The organism is Staphylococcus condimenti (genome assembly GCF_001618885.1).
GTDB classification, from domain to species: domain Bacteria; phylum Bacillota; class Bacilli; order Staphylococcales; family Staphylococcaceae; genus Staphylococcus; species Staphylococcus condimenti.
Map to the genome: position 1 here is coordinate 1499721 of NZ_CP015114.1, position 17422 is coordinate 1517142.

Annotated in this window: 19 protein-coding genes; 8 read left to right on the forward strand and 11 right to left on the reverse strand. The window is 35.0% G+C overall.

The window, feature by feature from the left end; all coding sequences use genetic code 11:
- Positions 1-261 precede the first annotated feature (261 nt).
- On the forward strand, positions 262-1587 hold the full coding sequence (locus A4G25_RS07565; RefSeq protein WP_169746296.1) for an L-cystine transporter: 1326 nt from the start codon (positions 262-264) through the stop codon (positions 1585-1587).
- 112 nt (positions 1588-1699) lie between these two features.
- On the opposite strand, the gene nfsA is transcribed toward A4G25_RS07565, so the two are convergent.
- Positions 1700-2455, reverse strand: a complete 756-nt coding sequence (nfsA, locus tag A4G25_RS07570) for an oxygen-insensitive NADPH nitroreductase (RefSeq protein WP_047132270.1) — start codon at positions 2453-2455, stop codon at positions 1700-1702.
- A gap of 160 nt (positions 2456-2615) precedes the next feature.
- Here nfsA and A4G25_RS07575 point away from each other — a divergent pair, with 160 nt between their 5' ends.
- The 6 genes from A4G25_RS07575 (at position 2616) to A4G25_RS07600 (ending at position 7793) form a co-directional block, all read left to right on the forward strand.
- Complete coding sequence (locus tag A4G25_RS07575; protein ID WP_047132271.1) at positions 2616-3395, forward strand: 2-keto-4-pentenoate hydratase; 780 nt, start codon at positions 2616-2618, stop codon at positions 3393-3395.
- A gap of 387 nt (positions 3396-3782) precedes the next feature.
- Positions 3783-4352 (forward strand): alkyl hydroperoxide reductase subunit C, encoded by a 570-nt coding sequence (gene ahpC, locus A4G25_RS07580; protein ID WP_012664069.1) that lies wholly within the window; start codon positions 3783-3785, stop codon positions 4350-4352.
- A gap of 63 nt (positions 4353-4415) precedes the next feature.
- Positions 4416-5891, forward strand: coding sequence for an alkyl hydroperoxide reductase subunit F (ahpF, locus tag A4G25_RS07585; protein ID WP_063164630.1), 1476 nt, complete (start codon positions 4416-4418; stop codon positions 5889-5891).
- Positions 5892-6033: 142 nt separating this feature from the next.
- Positions 6034-6360 carry a hypothetical protein gene (locus A4G25_RS07590; protein ID WP_047132273.1) on the forward strand — a complete coding sequence of 109 codons (327 nt, stop codon included), beginning with the start codon at positions 6034-6036 and terminating at the stop codon, positions 6358-6360.
- A gap of 106 nt (positions 6361-6466) precedes the next feature.
- A complete protein-coding gene (locus A4G25_RS07595; protein ID WP_047132274.1) occupies positions 6467-7096 on the forward strand; it encodes a phosphatase PAP2 family protein in 630 nt (209 codons plus the stop codon).
- Positions 7097-7169: 73 nt separating this feature from the next.
- The gene (locus A4G25_RS07600) at positions 7170-7793 is read left to right on the forward strand and encodes an NDxxF motif lipoprotein (RefSeq protein WP_047132275.1); all 624 of its coding nucleotides are present in this window, start codon (positions 7170-7172) and stop codon (positions 7791-7793) included.
- 54 nt (positions 7794-7847) lie between these two features.
- Here the strand turns inward: A4G25_RS07600 and A4G25_RS07605 are convergent, their stop codons facing one another.
- The gene (locus tag A4G25_RS07605; protein ID WP_047132276.1) at positions 7848-8288 is read right to left on the reverse strand and encodes a carboxymuconolactone decarboxylase family protein; all 441 of its coding nucleotides are present in this window, start codon (positions 8286-8288) and stop codon (positions 7848-7850) included.
- Positions 8289-8563: 275 nt separating this feature from the next.
- Between A4G25_RS07605 and A4G25_RS07610 the strand changes: the two genes are divergently transcribed.
- Positions 8564-9730 (forward strand): ArgE/DapE family deacylase, encoded by a 1167-nt coding sequence (locus A4G25_RS07610; protein ID WP_047132277.1) that lies wholly within the window; start codon positions 8564-8566, stop codon positions 9728-9730.
- A 47-nt stretch (positions 9731-9777) separates the two neighbouring features.
- Here the strand turns inward: A4G25_RS07610 and A4G25_RS07615 are convergent, their stop codons facing one another.
- The 9 genes from A4G25_RS07615 to isdC form a co-directional block, all read right to left on the reverse strand.
- On the reverse strand, positions 9778-10371 hold the full coding sequence (locus tag A4G25_RS07615) for a histidine phosphatase family protein (RefSeq protein WP_047132278.1): 594 nt from the start codon (positions 10369-10371) through the stop codon (positions 9778-9780).
- 219 nt (positions 10372-10590) lie between these two features.
- Entirely contained in the window at positions 10591-11184 is a 594-nt protein-coding gene (locus tag A4G25_RS07620) for a hypothetical protein (protein ID WP_047132279.1), read from the reverse strand.
- Between the two features lie 400 nt (positions 11185-11584).
- Complete coding sequence (locus A4G25_RS07625) at positions 11585-11908, reverse strand: antibiotic biosynthesis monooxygenase (protein ID WP_047132280.1); 324 nt, start codon at positions 11906-11908, stop codon at positions 11585-11587.
- Positions 11909-11924: 16 nt separating this feature from the next.
- Positions 11925-12635 (reverse strand): class B sortase, encoded by a 711-nt coding sequence (gene srtB, locus A4G25_RS07630; RefSeq protein WP_047132281.1) that lies wholly within the window; start codon positions 12633-12635, stop codon positions 11925-11927.
- A 5-nt stretch (positions 12636-12640) separates the two neighbouring features.
- A complete protein-coding gene (locus A4G25_RS07635) occupies positions 12641-13408 on the reverse strand; it encodes an ABC transporter ATP-binding protein (protein ID WP_047132282.1) in 768 nt (255 codons plus the stop codon).
- Positions 13383-14360 carry a FecCD family ABC transporter permease gene (locus A4G25_RS07640; protein WP_103163115.1) on the reverse strand — a complete coding sequence of 326 codons (978 nt, stop codon included), beginning with the start codon at positions 14358-14360 and terminating at the stop codon, positions 13383-13385. The genes A4G25_RS07635 and A4G25_RS07640 overlap by 26 nt, the downstream gene beginning before the upstream one ends.
- 8 nt (positions 14361-14368) lie before the next feature.
- Positions 14369-15247 carry a heme ABC transporter substrate-binding protein IsdE gene (isdE, locus tag A4G25_RS07645; RefSeq protein ID WP_082107869.1) on the reverse strand — a complete coding sequence of 293 codons (879 nt, stop codon included), beginning with the start codon at positions 15245-15247 and terminating at the stop codon, positions 14369-14371.
- The gene (locus tag A4G25_RS07650; protein WP_047132284.1) at positions 15244-16737 is read right to left on the reverse strand and encodes an NEAT domain-containing protein; all 1494 of its coding nucleotides are present in this window, start codon (positions 16735-16737) and stop codon (positions 15244-15246) included. The genes isdE and A4G25_RS07650 overlap by 4 nt, the downstream gene beginning before the upstream one ends.
- 1 nt (position 16738) lies before the next feature.
- The gene (isdC, locus tag A4G25_RS07655; protein WP_047132285.1) at positions 16739-17422 is read right to left on the reverse strand and encodes a heme uptake protein IsdC; all 684 of its coding nucleotides are present in this window, start codon (positions 17420-17422) and stop codon (positions 16739-16741) included.

A 17422-nucleotide genomic window follows, 5' to 3' on the forward strand; every position in this document is an offset into this window, starting at 1 on the left:
ATATATTTACTAAGGATTTAAATAGTATTAATAATTTTTTAACAATGGTTATCTAATCACTAATTATTCTTTGCAATGTGTGACGTCAGCAGTTGATTGAAGAATATAAGCATTATCTACATAACTACTATTTAAAGTTCGTAATTGTGCTTCTTACAAATTTCACATTACATTATTCAAAGAAAGGAAGTTTCGATTCATTTGGGTTTCATCATACTTAACATCATTGTATTTTTACTTCTTATTATAGGTTTATTTTTCATGGCGAAAAAACATGTTGCGTTCTCTAAACGCGTTTTTGCCGCATTAGGTATCGGCATCGTGTTGGGTACTATTTTACACCTTGCTTATGGCTCTGACTCTAAAATCATTACAACAACAACTGACTGGTTCAGCATTGTTGGAGACGGTTATGTCGCTTTACTGCAAATGATTGTCATGCCCTTGATTTTCATCAGTATTGTCGCTGCTTTCACTAAAATTCAATTAGGTGAAAAATTTGCGAAAATTGGTTTCTTCATTTTCGTATTTTTAATTGGTACTGTTGCTGTAGCTGCTATTATCGGTATTATTTCAGCACTTGTATTCGGTCTAGATGCTTCATCTATTGATTTAGGCAGTGCAGAACATGCGCGTGGAACAGAAATTTCACAAAAAGCGAAAGAAATGACTGCAAGTACATTACCACAGCAAATTTTAGAACTATTACCTTCAAATCCATTCTTAGATTTCACAGGCCAACGTACAACTTCTACAATTGCTGTTGTTATCTTTGCAACATTTATCGGGTTCGCTTATTTACGCGTTGCACGCAAACAACCAGATAACGGTCATATTATTAAACGTGCAATCGAAGCTGTTTATGCTGTAATTATGTCAGTCGTTACATTTGTTTTACGCTTAACACCTTATGGTATCTTAGCGATTATGGCCTCTACAATTGCGACGAGTGATTTCGGCGCAATTTGGACATTAGGAAAATTCGTCTTAGCTTCTTATGCTGCATTAATCACTATGTTTATCATTCACTTGATCATCGTTGGATTACTCGGTTTAAACCCTTGGCGTTATTTAAGAAAAACTGCAGAAGTACTTATTTTTGCTTTCACTTCACGTTCAAGTGCAGGTGCATTGCCATTAAACGTACAAACTCAAAAATCACGCTTAGGCGTACCAGAAGGAATCGCAAACTTATCCGCTTCATTCGGTCTTTCAATCGGTCAAAATGGTTGTGCTGGAATATACCCTGCCATGCTTGCAGTAATGGTTGCACCTGTTGCCCATGTTCAAGTAGACTTCCAGTTCATCATTACATTAATCGCAGTCGTTGTGATCTGTTCATTCGGTGTAGCAGGTGTTGGTGGCGGTGCCACATTCGCAGCGATTTTAGTACTATCAACATTAAACTTGCCAGTTGCATTGGCGGGTGTCTTAATCTCAGTAGAACCCCTTATCGATATGGGTCGTACAGCGCTGAACGTAAATGATTCAATGTTAGCTGGCGCAGGTACAGCAAAACTTACAAAGAATCTTGATAAAGAAAAATTCAATTCAAACCAATACGGTGATTTGAGTACAGATTATTAAATAGTATTAACCTAAAGCACTGACATGAGCATCAAGCTCATCGTCAGTGCTTTTTTAATAAAAAAAGAGCAAGGTCCTCATTTATGAGAATCCCTGCTCAGTTCAATCCATCTTATCTTTCAATAAATCCTGATTTATGCAATTCATCCAACATATCTTCACGTTGTTTTGAACTTAAGAAACCAGCAATTTGTTGAGACCAAGTTTCACTGCGTTTACCGCCAGTACGTTTGTTGTAATATTCACTGACTTCATTATCAAATTCTTTCAAGTATGCTAATTCTTCTGCTTTATCTTGATTGTATTCATTTTCATGGAAGACACTTTCAAATGGCAGACGTGGTTTTGGCGCACCATTTTCATCATCCGCTGGCACACCGACTGCCATACCGAATAATGGGAAAGTATATTCAGGTAATTTCAAGAGTTCTTTCACGCGAGCTACATCATTTCTCATTGATCCTAAATAAACAATACCTAAACCTAAGCTTTCAGCAGCTACTGCGACATTTTGAGCAAGTAAAGCTACATCGATTGTACCTACAAGTAATCCTTCAGCAGATTGGAATGATTTTTCCATGTCGCCATCAATTTGTTCATTAATTAATTCATGGCGATGGTAATCCATTACAAACATAAATAAGTAACCATTTTCTTCTACATAAGCTTGGCCAGAAACTTCACGCAATGCTTTTTTAATTTCAGGATCTGTAATTCCGATAATTGAATATGTTTGCAAATAACTTGAAGTTGAAGCACTTTGTCCAGCTTGCACGAGTTGTTTTACCGTTTCTTTACTTAAAGGTTCTTGTTTGAATTTTCTTACTGAATGATGTCGATTCATTAATTGCTCTATTACGTCTGACATAATCCTATTCCCTCCAATTATTAGCTTTAAATAAGTAAAGTTATAATACTGTTTCCTATTCTACAACCTCTTTAATCAAATATGAAAATAAACGCTTTGAAAGTTTGTCCAATTAAAGTTATCCTAATAATAGAAATATTCGGAAAAAGGAGTGTTTTTTATGACGCAATATAAAAAAGAAATTATCAATACATTGTTTAAAGCACAACAAAATCATGAACCTGTTGAGTTTATTTCAAAAACTTATGAGGTTGAAGAACCTGTCGCATATCATATACAGGACGAATTGATTTCAGAATTTAAAAAAGCAAATAATAGCGAAATAGCTGGTTATAAAGTGAGCATGACCAGTGATGAAACACAAGCTTATGCTGATACAGACGAACCAGCATACGGTACTATTTTATCTGACAAAGTGGTGGAATCAGGCGATACTGTTTCATTTTCTCAACTCTTCGCACCACTGATTGAACTAGAATTAGTCTTTATTCTGACTGAAGATTTAACAGTCGATGCTTCAGATGAAGAGATTTTAAAAAGTATAAAAGTCGCACCAGGTATCGAAATACCAGATGCACGTTATATCGACTGGTTCCCTAACTTTACTTTAGGTGACTTGATTTCAGATAATACTGCTTCCGGATTAGTAGCAGTCGGTGAAGCAGCCGACCCTGTATCTTACAAGGACTTTGAAAATATCACTTTGAAGCTTTCTCATAATGATGAAGAAATTGCGACAGGCGTTTCTTCAGATGTCTTAGACAACCCTATTGAATCTTTAAAATGGTTAATCCGTAAACTAGATACACAAGGCAAGCAGCTTCATAAAGGAGAAATTGTGTCATCTGGCACATTTGTACCACCTGTCCCAGCAAAAGAAGGTACTTACAAAGCAGAATACAGCTACCCTGGTTCTATCCAAGTAACGTTCAAGCCATAAACTGATTTACTGAAACATGTTTCTTTACACATACCCTTTTGTGTATTGGGTATAATGATAATGGAATGGGATTGCAATTAATAATCACTATTCTTTATTGAGAAAATTAAAAGCTAATTGATATTACGTGAATTTTATGAAACATACTCGAATCTATTTCTATCAAGTATACGTTAACAGTCCTAAAACCTTTGAAAATCAAGAGATTCGACTTGAAAAATAAGGTTCTGTCAAATTGAGTTTCTTATATTGACTATTTATAACGTAAATGTGATAATAGGTTTCGAAGAGATTAGAATTATTATAATTAAATAATTAGGATAATGTAGACATTCTAATTAACTTCTAATCTAAAATAACTACTTATAATCTAGGAGGATGTATTTTATGTCATTGATTAACAAAGAAATTTTACCATTCACAGCAGACGCATATAACCCTAAAGAAGATGAATTTATCGAAGTTTCAGACGAAACATTACGTGGTGCTTGGAACGTTATCGTATTCTATCCAGCTGACTTCTCATTCGTTTGTCCAACTGAATTAGAAGACGTTCAAAACCAATATGATGAATTACAAAAATTAGGCGTGAATGTTTACTCAGTATCAACTGATACTCATTTCGTACACAAAGCTTGGCATGACCATTCAGATGCAATCAGCAAATTGCAATATACAATGATTGGTGATCCTTCTCAAACAATCACTCGCAACTTTGACGTATTAGATGAAGAAAAAGGCTTAGCACAACGTGGTACTTTCATCGTTGACCCAGACGGCGTAGTTCAAGCTGCTGAAATCAACGCTGACGGAATCGGCCGTGACGCTAGCACATTAGTACACAAAATCAAAGCTGCACAATATGTACGTCAACATCCAGGCGAAGTTTGCCCTGCTAAATGGGAAGAAGGCGGAGAAACTTTAGAACCAGGTCTTGACTTAGTAGGTAAAATTTAAGGAGGCATTCATTTAAATGCTGAAAAAGAGTTAAAATCACAATTATCCCAACTTCTTAAATTAATGGAAGGCGACGTGGTTTTAACAGCGAGCTATGATGACAGCGAAAAATCTAAAGAGTTGAAAGACCTGTTAGATGAAATTGCTGATATGTCATCTCATATCACTGTTAAAGAGGATACACTTGAACGCACACCTAGTTTTAGTGTAGACCGCCCTGATGAGCACACTGGCGTAGTTTTTGCCGGTGTGCCGTTAGGTCATGAATTCAACTCACTTGTTCTAGCTTTATTACAAGTTAGCGGACGCCCTCCTAAAGAAGAGCAAAGTGTTATCGATCAAATTAAAGCTTTAGATAAACCGCTTCATTTCGAAACATTTATTAGCTTAAGCTGTCATAAATGTCCTGATGTGGTTCAAGCTTTAAACTTAATGAGTGTACTCAATCCGAATATTTCACACACAATGATTGATGGCGCAGTATTCAAAGAAGAATCTAAAGATATCATGGCAGTTCCAGCTGTATTCTTAAATGGTGAAGAATTCGGCAACGGACGCATGAGTATTTCTGATATTCTTAATATGTTAGGAAGTAAAGCAGATTCAGCTGAATTCGATAATAAAGAGCCTTTTGATGTATTAGTCATCGGCGGAGGCCCTGCAAGTGGTACAGCAGCAATCTACACTGCACGTAAAGGCTTACGTACAGGTATTGTTGCAGACCGTATCGGCGGTCAAGTAAATGAAACTGCAGGTATCGAAAACTTTATTACTGTTAAAGAAACAACAGGACCGGAATTCTCATCTGCTTTAGAACAACACATTAATGAATATGATATTGATGTGATGGATGGCATGCGTGCGACTAACATCAAAAAAACAGAAGACGGTATCGTTGTAACATTAGATAACGATGCAAAACTAAAAAGTAAAACAGTGATTATTTCAACTGGTGCACGTTTTAAAAACTTAAACATTCCTGGTGAAGATGAATTGCGTAACAAAGGTGTCGCATATTGTCCTCACTGTGATGGTCCTTTATTTGAAGGTAAAGATGTTGCAGTAGTCGGAGGCGGCAACTCTGGTGCTGAAGCAGCTATCGACTTAGCAGGAATTGTAAAACACGTGACATTAGTAGAATATAAAGACTTTTTACGTGCTGATGAAATTTTACAAGAACGTTTGCAAGAATTACCAAACGTAACCATCTTGAAAAATGCACAGTCTTCAGAAATTCTTGGTGACGATCACGTAACAGGCCTTAAATATACAGACAATAAAACTGGCGAAACAAATCAAATTGATGTTGAAGGTGTCTTCGTACAAATCGGTTTATTACCGAACACAGAATGGCTAGAAGGTGCTATTGATACGAATGACGGCGGCGAAATCATTGTAGACCGCAAACAATCTACAAGTATGCCAGGCGTATTTGCTGCAGGCGATGTTACAGACGATCGTTTCAAACAAATTATTATTGCGATGGGTTCAGGTGCAGATGCTGCATTGAATGCATTCGATTATATTATCCGTAACTAATCTCTCCCTATCATTTTGATTACTACGGAAAAAACGAGACGGAATCCTAAAACAAGTAGGATTCCGTTCTTTTTTTGCATTTTAAATGTGTTAAAATAGTTATATTATATTATCTTATAGCAAAAGGAGCTTAGACTTTGTCATGCTTTTGTTACTTATTTCTATTGTTCATATCAGTCAAGCTTCCAAATCCTCTGCAAATACGCGTAATCTTTTTATCGGGTTTCGCAGCCATCGCACTTACCAGAATATCAGCTGGAATGAAATTCAACACTTTTATCAATCACTTGAATCAAAATACTTCAAGCGTCTTTTATATATCAGTATTCTTTTCACATTGATTGATGTGATGACTTTACTGAAATACCGCAATGCTTGGTTAATCCTTGTAGAATTATGTATTTACTTCCTAACACTTATCTTGTTATCTAAAAAAGTAGAACATTATATTACACACAAAGGAAAATAGTTGGTTACCTATTCTAAAGTTAGTGAGTTCGTTCCAAAGTAGGATGGCAGCAGACATTTAATCCGCTATAATTTAAGTTATTAAATTAGAAAGTCAGGTTTTTAATATGTCAGCAATCCACAGAAAATATATTGCCTCTACTTTAATCATATTAATCGCTTTAATGGTGCTCGTGAAATCGAACCTGATTCTTTTCATAGATGAGCCGGTATATCGCTTAGTGAGATTGCTCCATAACATCCCATTTGCCAATACTTTTTTGTCTTGTTACTCAGATATTTTTTCACCCTGGCATATGGTTGGTGTAATGGTTGTTATTTTAACAATTCTCTTATTCAAAGATCGTCGTCTCGCTTATATTACAGCTATTTGGGCAACTTCTACCCTATTGCTCGGAATTGGTTTGAAATATTTCATTCACCGTCCAAGACCAGTAGATTATATTTCAGGATATAGTTTTCCTAGTCTTCATACATTAACAATAGCTATAGCTGGTGTTGTCTTTTTAATGTTGTTTCGACGATTTTATTGGCATATTCTTGTTTATTTGATGGTCTTTATCATGATGATTTCACGCATCTATTTACATGCACATTATTTTTCAGATACTGTCGCCAGCATTGTATTTGAAGTACTTTGTTTACAAGTAACACACCATTATTTAGCAAAATATAATTTAGACATTCCTTTTACAACTTACTTAAGTCATCCACGACAGAAACGACCGGATGTTTAACATCTTATTTAAATATAAGCTATAATGTAAGAGTAGATTAGAGAAAGTAGATATTTAAAGGAGATTCAATCTCATGAAATTAAAGCAGTTTATCAGTGTTGCCTTGGTTTTAGTTCTAGCTTTGGTATTAAGTGCTTGTGGACAAAATCAAGATGGGCAGCAAAAACACAACGGAAAATATGCACCTAAAAATGCCACTCCCCTTTCAAAAATACAAATTTTCAAATCAGATGAGAAAAACAAAAAGCTCACTGAAAAAGAAATGGATGCGCATTTAAAAGCATACTTGAAAGCCAACAATGATATTATTGATAATAAATACGTATTGCAACACCGTTTAGATGATCAATATGATGGCAATCAAAAAGTTTCAAAAAAATTAGATTCTGATTTGCGAGAACTCGCAAATATTGCGACAAAGAATCAATTGAATTTTGAAAGCTTTATCGAAGATAACGAAGTACCTGCAAAAGAAAAAGAAGATATCACACGTATCAGCAAATATTTTAAAGCTGTTAACCACAAAGCCGCACAAGCCGATCAACAACTTGAATCTTTAAGTTACAGCCCTAATAATACGGTAAATGTTGTTGATGTTCCGACTAACTATGCCGGCGACGTTAATCATAAACAACAAAATAAAATTAAAGCTTTCTTAAAAGCGCATCATTTAGATACTAAACCTATTGATAAATAACAAAATAAAAGACCCGCTTCACATTAAAAATAAGTGAAGCGGGTCTTTTATTATTTATACATTATGTTGGTTGCCCATTGAAATAGAAAGGCGGTTCCACATATTAATTTGATTGATTGTTAATACTAAATCTGTATATTCTTCTTCAGAAAATTCTTCTCTAACGCTTTCATATAATGCATCTGGTACACCTGCAGAAGCAATTAGTGTAATCGCTTCTGTCAGTTCTAAAGCAAGTTTATCTTTTTTTGAATAAATATTTGTATCTTCCCATGCATTTAATAGAAAAATTTCTTCTTCGCTGACACCCAATTTTCGTGCATCGCTTGTGTGCATCGAGAGACAATAAGCACAACCATTAATTTGTGAAGCACGAATTTTGATTAATTCACGTAAACGTCTATCTACCTTTGATTTTTTCAGTTGTTTTTCCATTTGATACATTAATTCAATTTCTTCAGGTGCCACTTCATTATAAGCAATACGATTATCCATAATAAATAAGCCTCCAATATATGATTTATAGTTTTCGTTTACCCATTGTAAGATACTTCAAATATTAATCGAACTTTAAAGAAAGCAAATATACTTAAAGTTCGTTTTTCAAGAGCTTGTTTCTCCTCGTTTTTAAAGTTCGTGCTTTTTATTATTATAACATCTAAAAATTTAAACATTAAATAAGTTGTTTATCGAGAAAGTGGTTTGTTTGAATTATTAAATTTTGACTAATACTATTATAGATAAGTACAAAAAGTAAGGGGTTGTGGATAATGGGAAAATTAAGTTCTGAAGAAAAAGTTGAAATATTAGCAGACATAGTAGGCATTGAATCTGTAAATGATAATGAATTAGAAGTGGCGAATTACTTACATGACTTACTCCAAAAACATCATATCGATTCAAAAGTGATAAAACTTACTGACACACGTGCTAATTTGGTAGCTGAAATAGGGAACGGCAGTCCTGTTCTAGCAGTTTCAGGCCATATGGATGTCGTATCTCCTGGAGATCCTTCAAAATGGCAGACACCGCCTTTCAAATTAACTGAAGATGAAGAAGGACGTTTGCATGGTCGTGGTACTTCAGATATGAAATCAGGTCTTGCTGCGTTTGTAATCAGTATGATTGAACTCCATGAACAAGGATTACCTAAAAATGGTACGGTTCGTTTATTAGCGACAGCAGGTGAAGAAATCGAAGGACACGGCGCAAAAGCTTTTTATAAAGATGGCTACATGGATGATGTTGATGCATTAGTTATCGCAGAACCTTCTAAAGATAAAATTATTTATGCACATAAGGGTTCTATGGATATCCGCGTCACTTCAAATGGAAAATCTGTTCATAGCTCTATGCCGAGCCTAGGCTACAATGCAATTAACCCTCTCGTTGATTTTGTTAACCGTATCAATCAAGCTTATAATTCTATCACAGAAAATAATGACTTATTAGGCGACTCAGTTGTTAGCGCAACAATCTTCAATGGCGGTTCACAAGTTAATTCAATTCCAGATTATGCAGAAGCTGAATTCAATGTGAGAACGATTCCTGAAGCAGACAATGACAGCTATCAAAAACTCTTCGAACAAATTGCTAAAAATGTAAAAGTAGATGCACCAGACAGCGATTTAAATATCGACACCTATATGTCACGTCCTCCTGTTTTTACTAAAGGAGATAATCGTTTAGTTGACATCGCCCAGTCTTTAAGTAAAAAATATTTAGGCAAAGAAGTACCCAAAAAAGCTTCACCTGGTGTAACAGATGCTTCTGACTTAGTAGTTGATAAGGGAGAGGATTTCTCATTTATCATGTTCGGACCTGGAGAAACAAGCCAAGCACATGTTATTGATGAGTATGTGAATAAAGAGGATTATTTAAACTTCATTGATTTATTTGAAGACCTATTAACAGAATACCTAGATTATAACAAGTAACATTACAAAAGGCAGGCTTACCTATAATCGGTAAACCTGCCTTTCGTTTAATAGCTTTCATATTCTGTATTTACTAAAATAGGTGTCGTATTCGGAATTTTTTTAGTAAACAATTCTTCTTCTGTTATGATTCCTAAATAATATAAGCAGCAGCGAATCCAAATGATGTGCGCAACAATAACGACAACACCATCTTTTTTATCGAATATTTCATTGAAGAATTGATCCACTCTAGCTAATACATCATTATAATTGTCGCCTCCAGGTGCACGCTGTGTAAAACTATGCCTGAAATCAGACATGAGCGGGTCCTCAAAATAAGGACGGTACTCAGGGTTTTGTATTAACTCCTTTTGTGAATGTCCCTCAAATTTTCCTAATGAGCGTTCTCTTAATAAAGCTGTAATAGTAACAGGAATGGTGTTATCAAAACCATTTTCATAGGTCTGTACAGTTCTTTTTAAATCTGAAACATAAATATGGTCAATAGGAATATCTGAAAAGTATTCTTTCAATTTTTTTGCTGACTTGATACCTGTTTCAGTCAAAGCAACATTTAGTTGACCGCTAAAGTAATCTTGCCCATGTTTATTATCATAATTTGCTGTCGATTCTCCGTGTCGAATTAAATAAATCTCCAAGTTGTTTCACTCCAATTATTACTTACTTTCTTGGCCAGTTACTTTACTGATATTTTTTAAAGTTATAGGCACCGCTAAATATTTTATTCAACAATATGATAACACGATTTTATTCAATATATTTATATTTTTGTCCTTTTGTTATGTAATTTTAATATTCTTAAATTTTATAGAAAAATAAAAAGCCAAGCGTCATTACGCCCAGCTCTATAAAACAAATTATAATAAATCTAACTTATTACTTTTCATCAAGATAAGTAAAAACTCACGTTCTACTTCAAGTAAATGTACATAGTCGTCTGACATAACTTCTTTACTTAATTCAATATTTTTCTCAGAAATAAAGTCGATTAATTTCTCATTTTCTTCATTATTGCCATATTCATCTTTCGCTTGTGAAAGCAATGAATCTTCACAAACTAAAATAAATGCACGACCATATGTCATATCCACTTTGCCGCGTTGGTAATAAGATTCTAAGAAATTTTTAGCTTCATCAAAACTATTAGTATGTTCGAAAATACCGAATACTTGATCTGTTACTTTTTCAGAGATATTAGACAATCTTTCTTTTTCAGGAATGTTATCAGGTTTTACTCTATCTTTTACCAGTTCTTTTTGTTTTTTTATTTCTTCTTCAATCAATTCCAGTTCCTTAGTACGCTCTTCTTTATTCCATTTATCGCGATTGTCTTTATATTCTTGAAGTAAGTTTTTAGCTTTGTGTAAGTCAAAATGACTTTCGTCATGTTCACTTTGATCTAAATGGTCATAATAATTTTGGTCATTTTTTTTAATATTTTCTTTGCTCATAATTTGAAACTCCTTTATATATCGAGTTTATTCAGTTGTCCAATGTATATGGATACATCTCAAAGAAAGTATACCCTCAGTAAAACCCTATAAACGCGGACTGCAATATAATTGACAAGTATCAACACTCTGGAATATTAAACAACGAGTTAAGGAATATTAACCAAATATGCATGCTATTCCTTTACGATAGAAGTAAGTTAAAACGAAGGAGGTTACTTATCATGATGGTAGCAGATATTATCGGCGGTATTATCAAAGTAATCGTGAGCTTAGTAGACACTTTCAAACCTAAAAACTAATAATTACTTAAATATGATTGTAAATACGCTCGCTAATGAGCGTATTTTTTATAGCTTAAAAAATAAAAGCGGCTGTTTCACACAACCGCTTCATTGTTCTACTGATTTACATAATGATATCCAACCGAATATGTAACTACTTCATTATTTTGGATCGGACTTGCTTCATCTTCCGATTGATGACGCACGTTTTTGTGTGCATTCTTGAACACGTCTGACTTCAACCAATTTTTAAAACAAGATTCTGCATCCCAAACCGTTAAAATTTTCACTTCATCATAACCATCTACATCATTTGTTTTAGTAACGAACATTTCTTTAAATCCATCAATCGTTTCAATACCTTGTCGTTTATAGAAACGTTCTACAATTCCTTCTGCTGTACCTTTATCTAATTTCAATTTATTTTCTGCCATGAACATGATAACTGATTCTCCTTTATCTTTCTTTAATTAATTTACCGACAACTACTACTCTTTTATCAGATTGTGAAAATGCATCTTCACAAGTTGAAAGTGTAATAATTTTATCATCCGTATTAACGGAAGTTTGAGTATGAATTTTTGATTTTTCTTTTGTATCAGATAAGAACTTTTGATAATCACCTTTATTTTTAAAATGAGTTTGTATGTAATTATCTTTTGTACTTGTTTTATACGCGCTGATGACTTTAATGGTATACGCATGTGCTTGTGTATCAAACTCCATCTTAGGATGCCGTTCATAAAAATCTTGATTTAAATAATCACCTAAAACATCAAACATAGTTTGATCACCGATTCGATGGCCATAAAGAATGGTATTCGTTGATAAATCATTTAAATTATTACGATAGTCTGCAAAGATGCTTCCCTTTCGCGACTTTTGATTTTTAAAATTTGTCATTAAATAATCTTGATTATCTTTCGACTGTAATACAGGATAATTCAAACTTGTATTTTTCACTTTAATCCAACCATGAATATCTGGATTAATTTCATTTAATGCTTCAAATTGTGGACGTATACCATTTTGTACATAATTTGTCTGCAATGTTTCATATTGCTTTTGCTCAGCATGATTTTCTGATTTATGTTGCACAATAAGGTAAATAGCCGATGCAATAATAATTACTAAAATGATTTGAAGGATTCTCATAATTTTTTGCATCCGTGTCACCTTCTATCAAATTTCCCAATCAATAAACCACATTCTTGATCATGAATAATTTTGGCATCAATGTGATAGACATCCTTCAATAACTTTTGTGTTACCACTTTTTCAGGCGGGCCTTGTGCCACTATTTCACCTGACTCAATGCATACAATTTCATCACTATACATCAATGCCTGATTGATATCATGCAAAACCATAATGATTGTTAAGTTCTGCTTTTCTTTCAATTCTTTAATCATATCGAGTACCTGATATTGGTATTGAAGATCTAAAAATGTAGTAGGCTCGTCTAGCAACAAAACTTCCGGTTCTTGGACCAGAGACATCGCAATAAAAACACGTTGCATTTCTCCACCAGACAGTGCATGAACCGCTGTATCCGCATATTGGTTTAAATTCAATTGTTGAAGTACGCGCTCAATAACCGCTTCTCCATCAACATCTTTTTCAAATGGTTGCCGATAGCTGTATCGACCATAGCTAACGACTTCTCTTACCGAAAAATCCATAGGTGCTGTACTTTTTTGATGGACTGCCGATAATTTTTTCGCCAGAACTTTCTTTTTATAATCTTTCAATATCATTCCATCTAAATAGATTGCACCGTTGCGGGGAGTTAAATAACCTGCTAAAAGCTGCAAGAATGTGCTTTTACCAGAACCATTAGGTCCGATAATCGTTGTTATAGCATGTTGTTTAATGGATAAACTTAACGCTTTAAAAATTATTTTGTTGTCATATCTATAATCCACTTTGTCGACTTTCACTGCGATAAGCTCCTTTACAGATTAAATATATGAGGAATGGGCCGCCGATGATAACGGTAATAATATGTGCAGGTATTTCATGTTGTGTTGCTGACCTGCCGATAGTATCTGCTGCAAGCACAGCAATCGCACCAAACAAAACACAACATGGTATTACTTTTTGATAATTACTTCCAACAAGCCGGCGTGCAATGTGCGGAACAATCAATCCCACAAACGCCATTGGCCCTGCTACAGCTACACTGCTGCTTGCTAAAAATACAGCAATGATTCCTATTATCATACGGTATCTTTGAATATTAAATCCGATATTATGCGCTTGACACTCATCAAAAGCTAGCATATTAGCTTGAGAAATAAAGAGCACTGCAATTAGCAAACCTATTAATGTAGTCATTGAAATTTGTCCTGAATCCTTCCATACTTTAAAGGCCAAGCCTGAAGGCAGTCTGACCGCTGGATTTGCAGTTAAATATTCTAATAACCCGTTTAACATCGCATACATAGAAACGCCTACTAATATCATGCGAACGGGGTTCAATCGATAACGTGCTTGCAAAAAAAGCAACAATAAAAACGGCAAAATACCGCCAATAAAACTGATTAACGGAATGTAAAAGAACCAAGTCGGAATAAATAACATTACCAATGTTTTCATGACTAATGCACCTGAACTGACTCCAATAATGCTTGCATCTGCCAAAGGGTTTTTCAATACAGCTTGCAAATATGCACCAGCTACAGACAAACTAGCTCCTGCACAAAGTGCAACGATAATTCTCGGCATTCGCAAATCAATGACAGCATCAAGCGTTTGATCATGACCAGTAGCAATCTTATTCCAAATCTGATCTGGAGTGACATTCAGCTTTCCATAAAACATCGCAAAACAGATGACACAGATAAGCAATATTGCTGCTGACATCATTACATTACGAAATTTGAATTTCATATGACACCTCATTCTTTACCATAAAAAATCTCGTAAAGCTGCTTCATAGCTTGATCTGCATCTACATTTGCAGTAATACCGAAGGGAATTTCTTCCAAATCATATACACGGTCTGTTTTAACTGCTTTAAAATGTTTCCAAATATCATTTTCAGCAAATTCTTTATCAAACATCTTTTTAACTTCTTCCGGCATACCATGCGGTAAACGCAATATAATGTCAGGGTTAACGTCATATAAATATTCGGTGTTAGAAGCTAAATACTGCTTAGAATCTTCTTTAATGACATTATCACCACCTGCAATTTCAACGAGGTTGCCAATATACGATTTATCAGTTGCAACTAAGTAACTGCCAGGTACACCCATTAAAATGAGCACTTTAGGATGCTTTTTATCGGCCGCTTTTTCACGGACATCTTTTTCAGCTTGCGTCAATTTATGATTTAATTTTTTTGCTTCTTTTTCTCGATTAAATTCCTTGCCCATTTCAGAAATAGAATGCTTCATGCCTTTCAAACTGTCATAATCATAAAAAATAGATTTTGCTTTAATCAGTTTGAATTTTGGCTCTGTTTCGTCTTTAATTGTGGATACACCTAAAATATGAGTCGGATTGACTGCTTGAACTTTTTCCATATCCGGTTCCATCGGCTGTCCGACTTTAGGGACATAATCATAACGCTTCGGCAATGTTTTATAAGAATCCGGTTTCCCTGCAATATCCAAATCTAAAGCATCTAACGTTTGTGTTAGCGCAACAGTAGTAGGGACAATCCTCGTATTGGTATCTGAATTAGATTGTTGTTTGTCTTGTGCGCTACACCCACTAAGCAATACCGATGTACAAATTGTAAAAACAGCGAGTTGTTTCATTACACTTTTCATTTGGATTGTTTACCATCCTTTCTTGAATAAAGTACTGAAATGATTAACAATGCACTCGCCAAAGCGATAATGATACCCAAATAAATTTTATTCAGTTGTTCTGAATTCCCATCAGATCCTGTTTCTGTCTTCACTATTTTAGTCGGCGTTTTCTTATCAGCATCCCGATTAAACTTTGGCATGATTTCAGGTAACGGCGGTACTTCCAGCTGGTTGTCTGCTTTTACTTGTTCTAATTGAATAGGTTGCGGCGTACTTGCCTGTTGGGTAATAAATGGAGCTGCATTATCCACACCAGCATTCGGTATAATATGCGACGAAGGTGTTGCCCCGCTGTCAGCTTGATTTTCAGTTGTTTGAGTTCTAATAGACTTTTCTTCTGTATTTATATCCGCAGACTGCACTTCAGGTGATACTACAGATGTAGTCTTGTCATCAGCAACCTGACTAGGAGCTTGATTATTATTGTGCTCTTGATGACTGTCCGCAGTCTGACTTGTTGGTTTTTCTGGTGCCTGTCCAGTATTTCCAAATACTATTTGCGTTGTATAATGGTTGTCATAATTTAAATGCGGAACGACGATATGCACTTTAGATGTCAACATCTGTGTTTGCTTCGGCATGACAAATTGAATGATACGTTGATCGTTTTGTGTATCTTCTTTGATGATACGTATCGGAATCCGTCTGCCGCCCTCAAATAATTCAAAGGATTTCCACCAAGAAGCATTTTTCAAAGTCATTTGTACTTCTGCTTGTTGATTTTGATAGGTTACTTTTGCAGGATGCACCATATACTGATCCATGACTGAAATTTGTTGTGTCTGATTCTTTAACACTTTAAATACTAAATTTCTTTTATCAACATGACTTTCCTTTTTAGAATCCGGTTGTGGTTTTTGGGGTGAAGGCATTATCGGTTTCTGTTCAGGCTCTGGTTGTGTTTTTGGTTGCGCTTTAGGGTGTGGATTAGGCTTAGGTTGTGGAACGGGCTCAACTTTAGAAGGTACGGGAGGTACTTCTTTTTCTAAATGTATTTGAGTTGTGTAACGGTTATTATATTGAATATCCGGAACTACAATGTGCACTTTAGAAGTTAGTTGTTTTGTACCTTGTGCTATTTCAACCTCTACCTCACGCTCTTCTGCCGTTTCATTTACAACTCTTGTTGTCAGCTTTCTACCATTATCAAAAAGCTCAAAAGATTTCCACCAGTTCGGGTGCTGCAATTTAAATTGCAGGTGCCATTTACCATTTTTTAAAATAAGTTGTGCCGGATGATCCATATAACCATCCATCACTGATGTCTCTTGCATCCCATCTTTATGAACTTTAAAGGGGATTTGTAATGTCTCTTGTGTTGTAGAAATAGATTGTGAGACGTCTGTATTTTGAATCGGTGTATTGATGTGCGTATCTGCTTCTGCTGGTAAAGCGTACAGCATACAGCTGCACAATAATACAGTCATACACTTAACAGATACCTTCATGTTACTTACTTCCTTGACGTAAACGTTTGCTTAAAATAACAGAGCCGACCAACAATAATGTACCACCAGCTAATGCTGCGTATAACCATATTGATTCGCCTGCACCTGTTTGAGGATTAACAGTGGTCTGGTCAGGAGATGATGTTTTGCCGTCTGGTGAAGTTGGTCGGCTGTCAGATTGACTTGTTCCGCCTTTGCTAGCATCACCTTTGTCTGCAACTGGCGTTGCTGCTGTATCTTGACTGTTGTTAGCATCACCTTTTAAAAGATATGTAATGTTATAGTTATGATCATATTTAAAAGGTTTGCCATTTACTTCTTCATCAATGAAAACTTTGATTGTACCTGCAACTTCTCCTGATGTTTTGTCTATTGGAAATTCAGAAGTACGTTCATCTTTTGCTTTATCTTCATTCACAATGTTCTCTTTGTGCCCATTAAATGTGAAATTTACAATCCAATGACTATGATTGACAGTTAATTGAATATACTGTTTGCCGTTTTTATCGACTAATTTAGCAGGTTTATTAAAATAATCATTTGCCATCGAAATATCTTGGGTTTTATGTTTCAAGACATCATAACTAAGGTCTTTATCTGCAGCTGAAGCAGCAATTGAAAAAATAGCCCAAGTTAAAATAACTAATACCGTACTCATTGCGATTACTTTCTTAATTGTTGTCAT